The 14,107-nt window shown below is 58.9% G+C and carries 11 protein-coding genes and 1 pseudogene; 10 read left to right on the top strand and 2 right to left on the bottom strand.

What is annotated here, in order from left to right:
• Nucleotides 1-218: 218 nt before the first annotated feature.
• From ACSAMW_RS08540 to ACSAMW_RS08515, 6 genes and pseudogenes are all read left to right on the top strand, one after another.
• On the top strand, nt 219-2,741 hold the full coding sequence (locus ACSAMW_RS08540) for a PAS domain S-box protein (RefSeq protein ID WP_500593541.1): 2,523 nt from the start codon (nt 219-221) through the stop codon (nt 2,739-2,741).
• A 194-nt stretch (nt 2,742-2,935) separates the two neighbouring features.
• A pseudogene (locus ACSAMW_RS08535) lies at nt 2,936-3,718 on the top strand (MCP four helix bundle domain-containing protein); the annotation flags it as partial.
• Complete coding sequence (locus tag ACSAMW_RS08530; RefSeq protein WP_500594004.1) at nt 3,713-4,576, top strand: methyl-accepting chemotaxis protein; 864 nt, start codon at nt 3,713-3,715, stop codon at nt 4,574-4,576. The pseudogene ACSAMW_RS08535 and the gene ACSAMW_RS08530, both read left to right, overlap by 6 nt.
• Nucleotides 4,577-4,704: 128 nt before the next feature.
• Nucleotides 4,705-6,159: a hypothetical protein gene (locus ACSAMW_RS08525; RefSeq protein ID WP_500593540.1), complete on the top strand. Its 1,455-nt coding sequence runs from the start codon at nt 4,705-4,707 to the stop codon at nt 6,157-6,159.
• 105 nt (nt 6,160-6,264) lie between these two features.
• Nucleotides 6,265-7,659 (top strand): hypothetical protein, encoded by a 1,395-nt coding sequence (locus ACSAMW_RS08520; RefSeq protein ID WP_500593539.1) that lies wholly within the window; start codon nt 6,265-6,267, stop codon nt 7,657-7,659.
• A 235-nt stretch (nt 7,660-7,894) separates the two neighbouring features.
• The gene (locus ACSAMW_RS08515) at nt 7,895-8,287 is read left to right on the top strand and encodes a response regulator (protein WP_500593538.1); all 393 of its coding nucleotides are present in this window, start codon (nt 7,895-7,897) and stop codon (nt 8,285-8,287) included.
• Nucleotides 8,288-8,354: 67 nt separating this feature from the next.
• Here the strand turns inward: ACSAMW_RS08515 and ACSAMW_RS08510 are convergent, their stop codons facing one another.
• On the bottom strand, nt 8,355-8,642 hold the full coding sequence (locus ACSAMW_RS08510; protein ID WP_178088994.1) for a hypothetical protein: 288 nt from the start codon (nt 8,640-8,642) through the stop codon (nt 8,355-8,357).
• Between the two features lie 45 nt (nt 8,643-8,687).
• Complete coding sequence (locus ACSAMW_RS08505) at nt 8,688-10,700, bottom strand: glycosyl hydrolase family 28-related protein (RefSeq protein ID WP_500593537.1); 2,013 nt, start codon at nt 10,698-10,700, stop codon at nt 8,688-8,690.
• A 184-nt stretch (nt 10,701-10,884) separates the two neighbouring features.
• Here ACSAMW_RS08505 and ACSAMW_RS08500 point away from each other — a divergent pair, with 184 nt between their 5' ends.
• From ACSAMW_RS08500 to ACSAMW_RS08485, 4 genes are all read left to right on the top strand, one after another.
• Nucleotides 10,885-11,313: a hypothetical protein gene (locus tag ACSAMW_RS08500; protein WP_500593536.1), complete on the top strand. Its 429-nt coding sequence runs from the start codon at nt 10,885-10,887 to the stop codon at nt 11,311-11,313.
• A gap of 84 nt (nt 11,314-11,397) precedes the next feature.
• Nucleotides 11,398-11,718 (top strand): hypothetical protein, encoded by a 321-nt coding sequence (locus ACSAMW_RS08495; RefSeq protein WP_500593535.1) that lies wholly within the window; start codon nt 11,398-11,400, stop codon nt 11,716-11,718.
• 203 nt (nt 11,719-11,921) lie between these two features.
• Nucleotides 11,922-12,629 carry a response regulator transcription factor gene (locus ACSAMW_RS08490; RefSeq protein ID WP_500593534.1) on the top strand — a complete coding sequence of 236 codons (708 nt, stop codon included), beginning with the start codon at nt 11,922-11,924 and terminating at the stop codon, nt 12,627-12,629.
• Between the two features lie 44 nt (nt 12,630-12,673).
• Nucleotides 12,674-14,026 carry an ATP-binding protein gene (locus ACSAMW_RS08485; protein ID WP_500594003.1) on the top strand — a complete coding sequence of 451 codons (1,353 nt, stop codon included), beginning with the start codon at nt 12,674-12,676 and terminating at the stop codon, nt 14,024-14,026.
• The last annotated feature ends 81 nt before the right edge of the window (nt 14,027-14,107 follow it).

Here is a 14,107-nt window from a genome sequence, read left to right as displayed (position 1 = left end):
CTAGATTCAGATGGACTTCACCCATTCTGCAGCCTGGCCTGCGACTGATGGACTTCTCACGGCAATCTGCGATCTTACTGTTCAAGCGTTTCATGCTTGCCACGGCTCGGCACTGCTTGCGCATGCCGAGCGGTCTGAGTAATTGAGTGCCCCACTGGCGGTTTTTGGCACGTAGCCCCCCGGTACAGCGACGATGGTGCCACGCAGAGGTAAACGATTTGACTGAATGTGATCTGAGCCTGTTGTCCCGCGAGGCCCTAGAAGCCGAAGTGGTTCAGTTACGAAGTTCGCTCCACCAGTCGGTTCAGGACAAAGCCTGGAAACTGGCTGCCTTCGACAGCGCCGTGGAGTTTGCAATCGTTGTCACAGACACGGACGGCACTATCACTGCCTGGAATGCCGGTGCCGAGCAGGTCATGGGGTGGTCATCGACGCAGATGCTCGGGCGGGACGCCTCGTGCTTTTTCACACCTGAGGACCGCACGGCTGGGCGGGTAGCCTATGAGATGCAAACGGCACTGCGTGATGGCCGTGCCACGGATGAGCGTTGGCACCTGACCCAATCCGGCGAACGCTTCTGGGCGTCCGGCCAGATGATGCCTTTGCGGGATGAGCATAAGGTGCACATCGGCTTTTTGAAGATCTTCCGTGACCGCACCGCTGAACACCTGGCTGGCAAGGCACTGAAGGACACGGAACGTCTATTGCGCCAGTCCCAGGAAACCCAGACCGCAAGCAATGCTCACTACAGAACGCTGTTCAATGCCATTGACGACGGCTTTTGCATCATTGAATTCATCGATGGCCCTGAAGGGCCATTAAGCGATTACGTGCACGTGGACGCCAACCTGGGTTACGAACGCCAGACGGGCATTACCGGCATTATCGGGCAGACCATCCGCGGGTTCGCCCCGGCCGAGGCCCAAGGCTGGGTCGATCTGTACAAGCAAGTGTGGGAAACCGGCCAGCCCCTTCGCATGGAACGCTATTTCGAAGCCGCCAGCCGTGATATCGAAGTATTAGCGACCCGCCTGGAACCGATTGGCAAACGCCAGGTATCCATTCTGTTCAGGGACATTAGCCAGCGCAAGAAAACCGAAGCGCTTATTCGCGAAAATACACGCCGCTTGCAACTGGCCTTAGCCGCAGGTGCTGTTGTAGGAACATGGTTCTGGGATATCCAGGCCGACCGTTTCACAGTAGATGAAGCGTTTATCCACACCTTCGGGCTGGACCCCAATCTGGGCCATGAGCATATTTCACCTGACAGCATCTTGGAAACGGTGCACCCCGATGACCGGGAGGGCCTCTCCGAAGCAGTAAAGGAAGCGTTGGCACGCGGCGGCAATTATGCCCACCAGTACCGCACGCGGCGTACCGATGGGTGCTATTACTGGATCGAGGGCAATGGTTACGTCACGCAGGCACCGGACGGCAGCCCTCAGACCTTTCCAGGTGTGCTGGTCGATATCGAAGACCGTCGTGCCGTGGAAGCAGAGCGAGACCGGGCCAACGAAGCCTTACGTGCCCTTGCCGAGACGCTTGAGCAGCGGGTAGAAGAACGTACACGACGGTTACAGCTTTCCGAAGAGCAGCTGCGCCAGGCACAGAAGATGGAAGCGGTAGGCCAGCTTACCGGCGGTATCGCCCATGACTTCAACAACCTGCTGGCGGGCATCATGGGTAGCCTAGAGCTGATGAACACCCGCTTTGCCCAAGGGCGCCTCAAAGACATCGACAAGTACATGGCTGCCGCCCAAGGCGCGGCCAAACGCGCAGCCGCGCTGACGCACCGGTTGCTGGCCTTCTCGCGCCGGCAGACGCTAGACCCGAAAACCACCGACGTGAATGCATTGGTCGATGGCATGTGCGACCTCATCCAGCGCACGGTAGGCCCCAGCGTGCCGCTGCATGTCGTCGGCGCCGCTGACCTGTGGCTGGTACAGGTGGACCCCTCCCAACTGGAGAATGCCCTGCTCAACCTGTGTATCAATGCCCGGGATGCCATGCCGGAAGGCGGCTCAATCACCATCGAGACGGCAAACCGTACCATTGACGAACAAGGTGCTGCACGGCAGGGGATGCGCCGGGGGCAGTACTTGGCATTAAGCGTGTCCGATACCGGCACGGGTATGTCTGCGGAGGTTATCGCCAAGGCCTTCGATCCGTTTTTCACCACCAAACCTATCGGCCAGGGGACCGGCCTGGGCCTCTCCATGATCTACGGGTTTGCCAACCAGTCCAACGGTCAGGTCAGGATTCATTCAACCCTAGGCCAGGGCACTACCGTGACCATCTACCTGCCCCGGCACAAGGGCGCGCTGGAGCCCGAAGATAGCGGTAGCGATCCGTACTTGCTAGGCCAGGCCAAGGCAGGTGAAACCGTGCTAGTGGTGGAGGATGAGCCCACGGTGCGCCTGTTGGTGACCGATGTATTGGAAGACCTGGGCTATACCGTGATTGAAGCTACGGAAAGTGTAGGCGGGTTGCGTGTGCTGCAATCCAATACACGTATCGACCTGTTGATCACAGATGTAGGCCTGCCCGGCGGCTTGAACGGTCGCCAACTGGCAGATGCCGCCCGCGTGCGCCGGGCTGGGCTGAAGGTACTGTTTATCACCGGCTATGCCGAAAATGCCTTGCTCAGCCAGGGCCAGCTGGAGCCTGGCATGTCTGTGCTAACCAAGCCGTTTGCGGTAGAGGCGCTGGCTTCACGGCTGCAGCAGCTGCTTTCCCATTGATAGCTCGATAACGGAAATGGATGCGAGGGGCTGGGCCAGCGCAGCCCCACCGCCCTCCCCTCAAACCCGCCTGGTAAACGCGCCTTTTGCAGGGCATAAGCATCAAGCTTCCTGTCGCCCAGCCGATACGCAAGGGATGAGCCAATGCACAGGCACACTGCCTGCAGCCCGATCCCTTGCCATGAGGCCCCCCAATGTCCCTTTTTCAGAACATGAAGCTAAAGCCTAAACTGCTGTTTTCCTTTGGGTTGTGCGCGGTTATCACCGTTGGGGTTGCCGTATTGGGCCAATTGGGCAGTGCACGGATCTATGCACTACTGGACGGCACGGTGAGCAATAACCTGGTGTCGATCCAGAAGACGGATTCCGTCAAGGCCAACGCCATTGCGACCAACCGGGACCTGTACAAGGCCATGGCGCTGGTGCTGAGAAAGGCACCCGCCGAAGAACTGGAGGCGGCTGTCACATCCTTCCGGGGCAACCAGGCCGACGCCGAGAAAGACTTCAAAATCTACCGTGCTACACCGCTGGAAGATGACGAACGTGCGGCGGGCAATGACTTTGAGCACGATTGGCCAGCCTACGTGTCTGCGGCCGAGCAGGTGTTTGCTCTGCTCAAAGCCGGAAATGCCGAGCAAGCTGCCGTGCTGGCAGACACCTCAGCCTACCCGCTATACCGCAAGGCTATCGGCGAACTGAAAATCATGATCGACTCCAATGCCCGGCAAGCCGGTGACGTGGCACGCAACGGTGCAAGCACCAACCATGAGGTCACCTTGGCGCTGATTATCGGCGCTATTATCGCAGCCGCGTGTGCATTGGGCTTGGGCTTGCTGGTCACCCGCATGATCACCCGGCCGTTGTACCAGTCTGTAGAAAGCGCCAGCCGCATCGCCCAAGGCGATCTTACCCATGCCGTCGCCTCAGGCAACCAGGACGAAACCGGGCAGTTGCTATCGGCACTCTCGGACATGCAAGGCAACCTCAAGGCCACCGTACAGCAGATCGCTGACGCCTCCGATCAACTGGCCTCCGCGGCTGAAGAACTGACCGCCGTGACAGAGGACAGCACGCGTGGGCTGGTCCGCCAGAATGACGAGATTCAACAGGCGGCCACGGCGGTCAATCAGATGACCGCTGCAGTAGAAGAAGTAGCACGCAACGCCGTGAGCACGTCACAGGTCTCCAGCGAGACGGCTGCAGAGGCCAGCAAAGGCCAGCAGCAGGTTCAGCAGGCGGTTAGTGCCATGACCACCATGACCTCGGACATTACCCATTCCACCCAGCGGGTCGAGACCCTGGCAGGCCAGATCCACGACATCACTAAGGTGCTGGACGTCATCCGCGGTATCGCCGAGCAGACCAACCTGCTAGCCCTGAACGCGGCTATCGAGGCGGCACGGGCCGGCGAGCAGGGCCGAGGCTTTGCGGTAGTAGCCGATGAAGTGCGCGCCCTGGCCCACCGTACCCAAGCGTCCACCAGCGAAATCGAAACCATGATTACGCAAGTTCGCTCCGGCGCGGACGAAGCAGTGCAATCCATGGCCAAGAGCCAGGCCATGGCCCACAGCACCCAGGCGCTGGCCACCGAAGCAGGCTTTGCCCTGGAACGTATCAGCGAAGGGGTCAGCCAGATCAACGAGCGCAACCTGGTGATCGCCAGTGCCGCCGAAGAGCAGGCGCAGGTAGCCCGCGAAGTGGACCGCAACCTGGTCAATATCCAGGACCTCTCTACCCAAACGGCTGCTGGCGCCAACCAGACCAATGCCTCTAGCCAGGAACTGTCACGCCTGGCCGTCTCCTTCACCCGAACGGTCGCGACGTTCAAGCTGTAACTGCCCAGCACATCGGCTACACCTGCCGGGGCCTTTAGCGTGGCCCCGGTATCTACCCGCCACGTGGAACCCTATTCCCACAGCCGCCACACACCATGGAGCCTCACCCTTCTCATCCAGAGATGACCATGATGCGTATCCCTTGCGACGGCGTAGCACCGCAACCCAACAGCCTGCCAGAGGGATTATCGCTGGCGCGTACTCAAACCCCCAGCCAGGGCCCAGGCACAAACGGCACGGGCAATGGCCTGATTCATTTTGGCAGCGATACCAAAAGTGCGGTAACGCCAGACTCGCCCGCCGCTCGCCCAACGCCCTCCTCCGGTTCACTGACAAGCCTGTTGAGCAGCCTGATCACTGCCTTGAGAAACAAACTCGGCAATGCGGACGGCACGGGCCAGAAGCCTCTTCCAACCTCCACAGATAAACCTGCTGCTGCTGAGCTCAAGCCTGAAGCCAGCACCCCCGCCCCTGTGCAAGCACCCGTAGCGCCAAAAGGGCCGACGGCGGAGCAGGAAATCGCCATCAAGGGTGGCTCCACCGATATTCCTGCGGCCGATGAAAAAGCGCCGCCCGGCTTTGATGTTAAAAAGATCAACGAACTGAACGGGGGCATTCTTGGCAAGCTAGGCAATAACCAGGATGTGAAAAAAGACGGCAAGAGCGTGGGGCACTTGCGCGATGTGCTGGCCAAGGACCCGAAGGTCAATGGCGATATCGATAACGACCCGGACGCCGCCTGGCGTGCCTACAAAGTGCTGACCGCAGTCAAGAACGAAAAGAACCCAGACGGCTCGGACAAGCCTGCGGACTTTCGCCATAACGGCAGTATCGGCGGGTTTACCGCAGCCAGTTGGGGGGATGCCGCCGGCGGCTCGGAAGCCGGCACCCTGCAAGACTATTTGGTGAAAGGCCGTATACCTAGTAGGCGAGAAGACCAGCGCGACCCCCATTGCGGCGAAAACGGGGGCGGCACTAATGGCCTGCAAACCTTCGCCAATAAAGTAAAATACGGCTTCGAAGACTTCGGCAACATGATCGTTGATACCGCCAAGAAAATTGGCAACGCGTTCGTCAACCTGGGCCATGACATTGCCAACGGCTTCAACCATTTCGGCCAAATGGTCAAACATGGCTTTGATGGTATTGGCGCGGCCATCCGCGGTGACGAAGCCATCAAGGAAAAGGAATGGGCCGAAGCGCGGGACAACGGCACGAAGTTGGGCGAGGACATCAAAGACGGCTTCCAGCAGCTGGGCACCATTGCCGAAGAGTTAGGGCCGCTATTGCTCAATGCGATTCCGGGGGTGGGCACTGAATTGTCCGTGGCCGTGATGGCCGCCAAGTTCGGCGCTGAAATGGCCCTCAAGGCAGGCCTGAAAGTGGGCACCAAAGAGTTCACGGAAATGGCGCTCAAAGAAGGCGGCAAGGAGCTGGCCAAAGGTACCGCGCAGGCTGCCGGGAAGTCCGAAGCCCAGGCGGCTGGCTCCCAGGTGTACGAAAACATCACCGGTGAAAAGCCTAGTGAAACGGTAAAGGGCGCAGCGGGTGAGGTGAAAGAGGATGTGAGGGCGATTGCCTGAGCAGGTTGACCACCACAAGCGCGGGCCGTGCCTTGAACAAGGTTTAGGCCAGCTCTTCATGGTGCGCATGACTACGTCCCCCATTGAACAGACCATAGGTGATCCATGAAGATTTCTCCCCCGCCAAGCCCTACCTCTGTACAGGCGTTAAACGAGCCACATCGCATCAGCGCCGATACTACGCCCTCACGCGAATCAAGCCTTAAGAGTAGAACGACCGACCGCTCTCATGACTATCTGCTACGCCTGACAAACCATGGCAACTTGCACGAAAAACAAATGGCTAGCAGTGCACGTATGGCATTGGAACATGGCACGTTCATTCATAACCCCGCTGTAAGCGAACCGGTCCACCAGTATGGTATCGCCTCAGAGGTTGAGGATCGAAAAGGTGTGCTGCTAGCGAATTTCATCGCCCATGGCGAACAGCTTGAACTAGCGGCCTTGGGCTTCAGAGAAAGACGTTACTTCGGCGGGGAGGCTGGCCCTGTGAAAGTCGTGGCGCTGGACCACGCCAAAGTCCTGCCGGAATCGAAGCCGTTAGTGCCAGCAGGTGCCACGCCATTTTTGGAAGATCCTGTCACTGCCCCGGAAACGAAGCTGCGAAAGTCTGCTTCGACACCTTTACTGGCCAAGAAGAAAGCGACTGGATTAAGTGATATCTCTACACAATCTGAACCGGCAAAGACGTCCGAGAAGGACATCAAAAGGGCGCGCCGTGATTTGAAATGGATGGCCCTCAAAAACCAGCTTACCCCGATGCATTTTCAGATGGCGTCTGTTTTGGCCGCTAGTCGTGTGAAACAGGCGGAGGAAGAAGGAAGGCATATGAACTCATGGGCAGCGCTCCCTGCTGCACATTTGGATATTTTGAAGGCCAAGGTCAAGAAACCCGGAAAATCTTCAGCTCCGGAAACTGTTCCATACACGCCGCCACCGCCTGTTCAAAAACGTGAGATACCAAACCTTCTGCCTTATCAATTTCCCAAAGAAACCTTCGCAGTGTTTCATGAGGATTTTCTCTTGCAGGAAAGCGATATCAAGGCGCCGAGCTTGCCAAAAGTACCGCCTAAGGGTGGCATCGTGAATCGGCAGACAGCCAAGAAATTCACCAATCGCCTAGCTGCGCACCCGTCACGTACATCAGAACGCGATGCTGACCCTACATACAGCCAGTTCATTGGGTCCATGCCGGCCAGCCTTCGCGCTGCCATAGACGCCGCTGAAAAAAAACGGCCTGAGTGCAGAATAATGGATCAGCAGGACATCGAGAAACTCAACGAGCTGCTAGCGAAGCCACGCTCACGTACATCAAAACTCGATGTTGGCCCCACATATAGCCAACACATTGCGTCCATGCCGCGTAATCTCCGAAATGCCATAGATGCCCTTGACAGCGATACAGACGATGAAAGGGCAGAGGTCAGCCCTTCTGACGGCCTGTCTTCAGAACTAAATACGGCAGCGATGGATCCAAGCAGATGCCTAAGCAACCGCTAGCTGCACTTATTCGCGCAGTTGATCGCCTTCGCCTGTGCCGTATTTCACGGCAACTTGAAGGCCGTGGAAGTGTAAGAAGCAAGCACCTTGTTTCACATGGCTTGTACTAGCAGCTTCTTGAAACAAGTAAACCGCATGATATTTATACAAAACAGGCGTTTCGTCGACTTGCGAGAGCAAAGTAGGCTGAAAACGTTCTGTGAGTGGTGAATAGTCATGACGTGGACGCTTGGATATGCCTTACCGCGATGCCCCCCTGGCTGACAGGTCAATCGTCATATTGATCGTAGAGGATGACTTGATCCTGCGCGACCTGCTGGCCGAAGTAATGATGGAAATGGGCGCTAAGGTGCATACCGCGCCTACGGCCGATGAGGGTTGGGATGCCGTGATGGAGCACCCTGAACTCAACCTGCTGATCACAGACGTAGTGACGCCAGGAACGGCCATAGGCTGGGACTTGGCAGCCCGTGTTCACGAACAAAAGCCTGACCTTCCGGTGATTGTAACCAGCGGGTTCAGCGCCAAGCACGCCGCAGACCTGCCACCCAACGCTACCTTCCTGGCCAAGCCTTGGTCGTTGAGCGAGATTTGCACGTTGGTCAACAGTTGCCTAAAGCGCCGTTAGCCACGCGTTGCCGGTAGGGAGCACCCAGGCGTAAGGCCATTCGCCCTGCGCCTGGTTGTTCTCATCCTTAAGCCTGCTCGGCCTTGATGACACCGGTCATTGCCGTGAACCGGCTCTGCTTGTGCTGCACCTTGTCCAGCACCTCATCAGGCGTGGATTCGCGAAACACTACCATGTGCCCCACGTCCTTGCCGCCCTCGGTCACCCGCTCAATGTCATTGATCATCCAGGTGGTCAATTCGTCAACGCTGATGCCCAGGGACTTGGCAACTTCAGTGTGGAGGTACTCGGTGGTGTGCTGATTGCCGTGGTCACTGCTCATGGGCGTTGCCTCGTTACGGTTAAGGGTAAGCATCAGGCCCCATGGCATGCCGAACAGTTCAGTTGCTGTCCCTTGGGGTTATGCAGCGCCCAGTGCCGGATCGTGCTGAACACCCACCAGCTCCACCTCAGGCACAGGTGCGGCAAAAATGAAGTTCGCCCCTTGTACATGCGCGGTCTGGTTGCCGGTCATGGCGAACTCGAACTGGTTGCCATCGGCGTCCGGGTCTCGGGATTTGAAGTAGGTCTTGTCGCCAGCGTCGTTCAGCACCATGACCAGCGTGCCGTCGTGGCCATCGCCCAGCCCAGTGAAACCCAGCGCTGACACGTCGATACGGTCGGTGCTGGCATCGAAATCGGTGATGAGGTCGCCCTGGTTACCTTCGGCCTTGCTCAGGTTGTAGTTGCGGTAGCTGTCCAGCAGGTTGGAGAAGCGGAATACATCGTGGCCGCCACCGCCAGTAAGGATGTCTGCACCCGCACCGCCATCAATGATCTCGCTGGCATCGGTGCCTGTGAGCCGGTCATTACCTGCGGTGCCCAGTACCAGGTGCTGAAATACCACGTTCTCGCTGTTCAGGCTGCTGGCTAGGTTAGCGCTCAGGCCGACCTCGAAGCGGTTACCGTCGGCATCCGGGTCCAGGCTTTTGAGGTAGGTGCGGTCTGTAGCGGCGTTGTACTGCACGGCGAGGGTGCCGTTATGCCCATCTCCCAACCCTGTGAAGCCCAGGCCCGCTACGTCTATGACGTCCTCGTGGGCGTCGAAATCCGTGATCAGGTCAGCATGGCTGGCGTTGGCGGTACGGTAGCTGTCACTGATGGCGGTGTAGCGGAAGGTGTCCGCGCCGTCGCCGCCGGTCAGCTTGTCGGCGCCACCCCCGCCGATGATCAGGTCATACCCGTCGGTCCCCACCAGCACATCCTTGCCGTCAGTGCCTTCAATGCGGTTTACCGGAATGCCTGCCAGCACCACGCTACCTTCCCCGTACACCAGGGTGTCGCCACGGGTGGTGTGCTCGACGGTGTTGCCGTACAAGCTGTTATGGGCCGTGCCGGGTTCGCGTCGTTCGGCGATCCCGTAGGTGGAGAGGTCACTGCCCACGATGGTATTACCCTGAACCAGGTTGTAATCGCCTGTGTAGTAGCGGCCACTGACGCCCGTGGTGTCGTCATAGGATTGGATAATCACTTCCGGTACGCCGCCGGCCTGGGCATTGTCGTGGATGCTGTTATCCAGCAGTTTTACGCCAGTGCTGCCGTACAGCCGAACACCAGCGCTGCCGTTGTCGTGGATGTCCAGGCCTTGGACCGTAATGTCGGTGCTCATCTTAACCAGTACGCCTTCAGCCGCGTTGCCATAGACCTGGCCCCCGGTGATGACCACGTTGGTCACCAGGTCACGGTCTTCGCTGCCACGCTGCACCACGATACCCGCGCCGCCATTGTCATAGGCCACATTGCCCGTGAGGGCGAAGTCGTGGGTGCTGGTGACAATGTTGAAACCGTGGCGGTCGTTGTCGTAGGCCACGTTGTTGATAAAGGCGCCTTGGCTCTGGTAGTCCGCGACAAAGCCGTCCAGGCCATTGCCATGGGACACACTGTTGCTGATGGTGAGGTTTATGGTTTGTTCATGGGGGTCGAACCCGTAGCCCGAGCAGTCCTTGATTTCCACACTGTCGAGCAACACGTTGCTGTCATGGCCTTCCTGGTCAGGGGCGAAACCATTGAACCAGCCGTCCACCTTGCCTGTGGTGTTGTCCCGGTTGCCGTCCAGGGTGAGGTTGTTCATGCCGAAGTCATGGGTTTCTTCGCCGTAGGCTGACCGCACCATGCCGGTGACCTTGCCGTCGTAGCCGTCGGCAAGCTTGAGGGTGGTCACCCTCATGCCCTGGCCACTGATGGTCACATTGCTTTTGATCTCCAGGCACCCGTCGGTAGGGTCGCCCGTACCGCTGATGATGAAAGTACCTGCCGGTATCACCACCTCGCCACCACCTGCGGCAAACGCTGCATCAATGGCGGCCTGAATGGCGGCGGTGTCATCGGTTATGCCATCGCCTACGGCGCCGTAGTTTGTCACGTCAAAAATCATCGTCAGTCCTCAACCACTGTTGTAAAGGGCAGTGGCCTTATGCCAATGCGGGGGATGTGACCGAGGGTATAACCCCGCGTTGCCGGGGTGATTACGCTAATTTGTAATGGTTTTGCACAGTGCACCCTGGTTGATGGCTCTTTGCCTTAAGTTAGGGGCTTCGATGGCAGACTGTGAATGCACTATGAAGCGCGCAACAAAAATCCCAGGCGTGATGCTCGGCTTTCTAACAGCCCTTTGGGCGGCAGGCAGCCTGGCAGAGACGACCTTGAGCCAGCAGCACGAGAAGCGCTGCGAATGGGGCCAGCGGTACGCAAGCCAGGTAGAGACCCGGCAAGCAGAGGGGGTTTCCTATCGGCAAGCTGTCACGCAGGTAGACGGCATGGGATATGCCGCTGCGTGGAAATCCAGAATGGCCTACGCCATTACTGACTGGGTGTACGGCAGACGGGTTGGTACAGGGCCTGCCCACCCTGAGCGTGACTACTCCAGCCGTTGCACGGCTTATTATGAGCAGAAGCAGGGGGTGTTCGCTCCTCGTGGGCCCACATCGGCTGATCCTGAACCGGCACTTGGGTATTTGCCGGGGGTTGTGATGGTTCATTCTCGCTGACAACACTCGGGCCTGTGTTTTTACCTTGCCTGTGCCTACAGCCTGAGCGATACTGGATATCCATCCAGCAAAAGGCTAATCACCATGGACCATCAACTCGTTGCTTCCCACGTTGACCCCTTGGCGGGAGGTGCGTTGTCGCCGCTTCAGTCCTGGAAACACCATTGGGTGTTGCTCAACCATGAACTGGACGACGTCAACCGGCAGTTGATCGAATGCCATGAGCAAATAGCCCGCCTGATGGCCAGCCATGCAGACGACAAGGCCCGCCTGGGTCAGCAGCAGGGCAGAATCCTGGAACTGGAAGCCCAGCTCAAGCGCTACCAGGACAAGCACTCCCTGGCTGCAAGCAACGAAGTGGCAGGGCGGGGCGCAACCGTTTTCTCGCTCGCGCACTTGCGTTGAGCATCACGTGCCAGGCGTGGGCAATCCCGCTTGAACAATTTTTTGTAATGGTAATGCACAAGCCGCCAAGTTAATGGCAATTTGCCTTAATGTGGGGGCTTTGAAGGGGTGTGGCGAACCAATAGCCAGGAGGGTGGCCCAAACCATGGTTGGCCTCCGATACCACCGCACCGCTTATTACCTGCACACAGAGGAATTGTTCGATGAGCACGGACCGACATCTGCTGATCGTGGATGACGACCCGGACATTCGCCAGCTGTTGGGCGAATGCCTCAGCCATGCGGGCTACCGTGTAAGCAGTGCCAGAGATGGGCGAGAAATGCAGCTCAAACTGGACACCAATGTCGTGGACCTGGTGGTACTGGATGTGATGCTACCCGGTGTCGATGGTTTGGCCTTGTGCAGGCGCTTGCGCGAGGTGTCCAATGTACCTGTCATCATGCTGACGGCCCGCGGCACCCTGGATGATCGTATCGCCGGGCTGGAGCAAGGCGCTGATGACTACTTGGTCAAGCCCTTCGACCCTCGCGAACTGTTGTTGCGCGTTCAGACCGTATTGCGCCGGGCGCTCAGCTTTCCTGATCGTGCCCGGATCGATGAAGTAGCCACCTTGAGTTTCGCAGGTTGGACACTGGACACACGCACCCGCCAACTGCTGTCACCTCAAGGGGTTGTGGTGTACCTAGGCAATTCGGACTTTCGCGTGTTGCGGTTGCTCCTGCAGCATCCCAATCGCCCCCTTAGCCGCGAGTTCCTGCGCAACCACGCGTTCGACAAGGACAGCCGGCCGTTTGATCGGGCGGTAGACGTTTGTGTGAGCCGGTTGCGCCAGCACCTGGGCAATGCCCTTATCAAAACCGTGCGCAATGAAGGCTACATGCTCACGGCCACAGACGTCGAAAGCCGTTGAAACGCTGGCTCCTCAAACTGTTATCCCGGTCACTGTACGGGCGCATGGTCGCTATTCTGGTGGGCGGTACGCTACTGGCCCAGGCCGCCACCAGCTCCGTGTGGTTCGATGTGCGGCATATCCAGTCCCTGGAAATTCCTACACGCCTGGTAGCCACCCACTTGGCCGACATCGTACGGGTGGCTGAACAATCGCCGGCCGACGTTGATTACCTGTCGGCGCTTCTGCGCTCACCGGGTTTCGAAGTCAGTGTCAACGCCTCGCCTACCCACCCTGATGTACCACTGGACGTAGACTCGCAAGCGGCCGAAGACCTGTTGCGCAGCGTATTGCATGAGAAAACCGGCAAGGCCCAAACCTTCCAATTGCTAAGGCTGGAGCTGCTTGACCGGCATAACCGCAAAGCAGGGCTGACTGCCCTGTTATCGGCCCGGCCCACCACGGGCCGGTTCCTAATCGACCTGCGTTTGCCCGATGGCCGCTGGCTGCTGGTCGATGCCAAGGAAAGCCAAGGCTGGAGTTCCCATGCGCCCTGGTACCTGGTTGCAGACTACGTACTGCGCATCTATCTGCTGCGTATCCTGTTGGTGCTGGCCGTGACGCTGGTCGCCGTACGGCTGGCCATTGCCCCGCTCAAGCGCCTGGCGGATGCCGCGCGGGCCCTGGGCGCCGACATCTTGCAACCGCCGTTACCCGACCGCGGGCCTAGCGAAGTCCGTGAGGCCAGTGCGGCGTTCAATGCCATGCAACGCCAGTTGGCCGAAAACCTGAGTGAACGCACGCGGTTCATTGCGGCGGTGTCACACGACCTGCGCTCACCGCTCACGCGCTTGCGCCTGCGTACCGAGCAGGTGGCCGACGAGGCGTTGCGTACCCAGTTGCAGCAGGATCTTGAGCATATGCGGCAACTGGTAGACACCACCTTGGACTTTATCTCCAGCGGCCACACCCGGGAGCCGCGCCAGCGCATCGACCTGGATGCCTTGCTGATAAGCCTGCAGGCAGACTTCACCGACATGGGCGCCCAGGTGAGTGTGACAGGCAAGGCGGCTACGCCGGTGTCAGGCTATGCACGCCCTCTGCATCGCTGCCTGGAGAACCTGATCGACAATGCGGTGCGCTACGGAGGTAGCGCTGAGGTGGCCGTAGAGCACCAGCCCCGCTTATGGCGCGTGACCGTGGCGGACCGGGGCCCCGGCATTGCGGAGTCGGAACTGCCGCGGGTGACCGAGCCCTTTCTACGGCTAGACCCTGCCCGCCACAGCGAAGGGTTCGGGTTGGGCCTGTCCATTGCCGAGGCTGTGGCCAAGGTGCACGGCGGGCGCTTGACCCTGCGCAATCGCGAAGGTGGCGGGCTGGAGGCCGTATTGGAAGTACCCGTAGCGCTGGGTACCTGATGGGCTGAACCAGCGCTCAAGACCGGCCAAGCGCGGCCGATAGCAGGAAACGACCCTTTGTCGTCTCCTTCGGACCCCCGC

The organism is Pseudomonas sp. AB39(2026) (genome assembly GCF_059831485.1).
This window is presented reverse-complemented; position numbering and strand designations above follow the sequence as displayed.

Excerpts from the sequence above, each read along its gene's own strand:
- ACSAMW_RS08520 (WP_500593539.1), top strand. The coding sequence starts at position 6,265 with ATGAAGATTTCTCCCCCGCCAAGCCCTACCTCTGTACAGGCGTTAAAC.
- ACSAMW_RS08485 (WP_500594003.1), top strand. The coding sequence starts at position 12,674 with ATGGTCGCTATTCTGGTGGGCGGTACGCTACTGGCCCAGGCCGCCACC.
- ACSAMW_RS08500 (WP_500593536.1), top strand. The coding sequence starts at position 10,885 with ATGAAGCGCGCAACAAAAATCCCAGGCGTGATGCTCGGCTTTCTAACA.
- ACSAMW_RS08490 (WP_500593534.1), top strand. The coding sequence starts at position 11,922 with ATGAGCACGGACCGACATCTGCTGATCGTGGATGACGACCCGGACATT.
- ACSAMW_RS08510 (WP_178088994.1), bottom strand. The coding sequence starts at position 8,642 with ATGCTTACCCTTAACCGTAACGAGGCAACGCCCATGAGCAGTGACCAC.
- ACSAMW_RS08530 (WP_500594004.1), top strand. The coding sequence starts at position 3,713 with ATGCAAGGCAACCTCAAGGCCACCGTACAGCAGATCGCTGACGCCTCC.
- ACSAMW_RS08515 (WP_500593538.1), top strand. The coding sequence starts at position 7,895 with ATGCCTTACCGCGATGCCCCCCTGGCTGACAGGTCAATCGTCATATTG.
- ACSAMW_RS08505 (WP_500593537.1), bottom strand. The coding sequence starts at position 10,700 with ATGATTTTTGACGTGACAAACTACGGCGCCGTAGGCGATGGCATAACC.
- ACSAMW_RS08495 (WP_500593535.1), top strand. The coding sequence starts at position 11,398 with ATGGACCATCAACTCGTTGCTTCCCACGTTGACCCCTTGGCGGGAGGT.
- ACSAMW_RS08525 (WP_500593540.1), top strand. The coding sequence starts at position 4,705 with ATGATGCGTATCCCTTGCGACGGCGTAGCACCGCAACCCAACAGCCTG.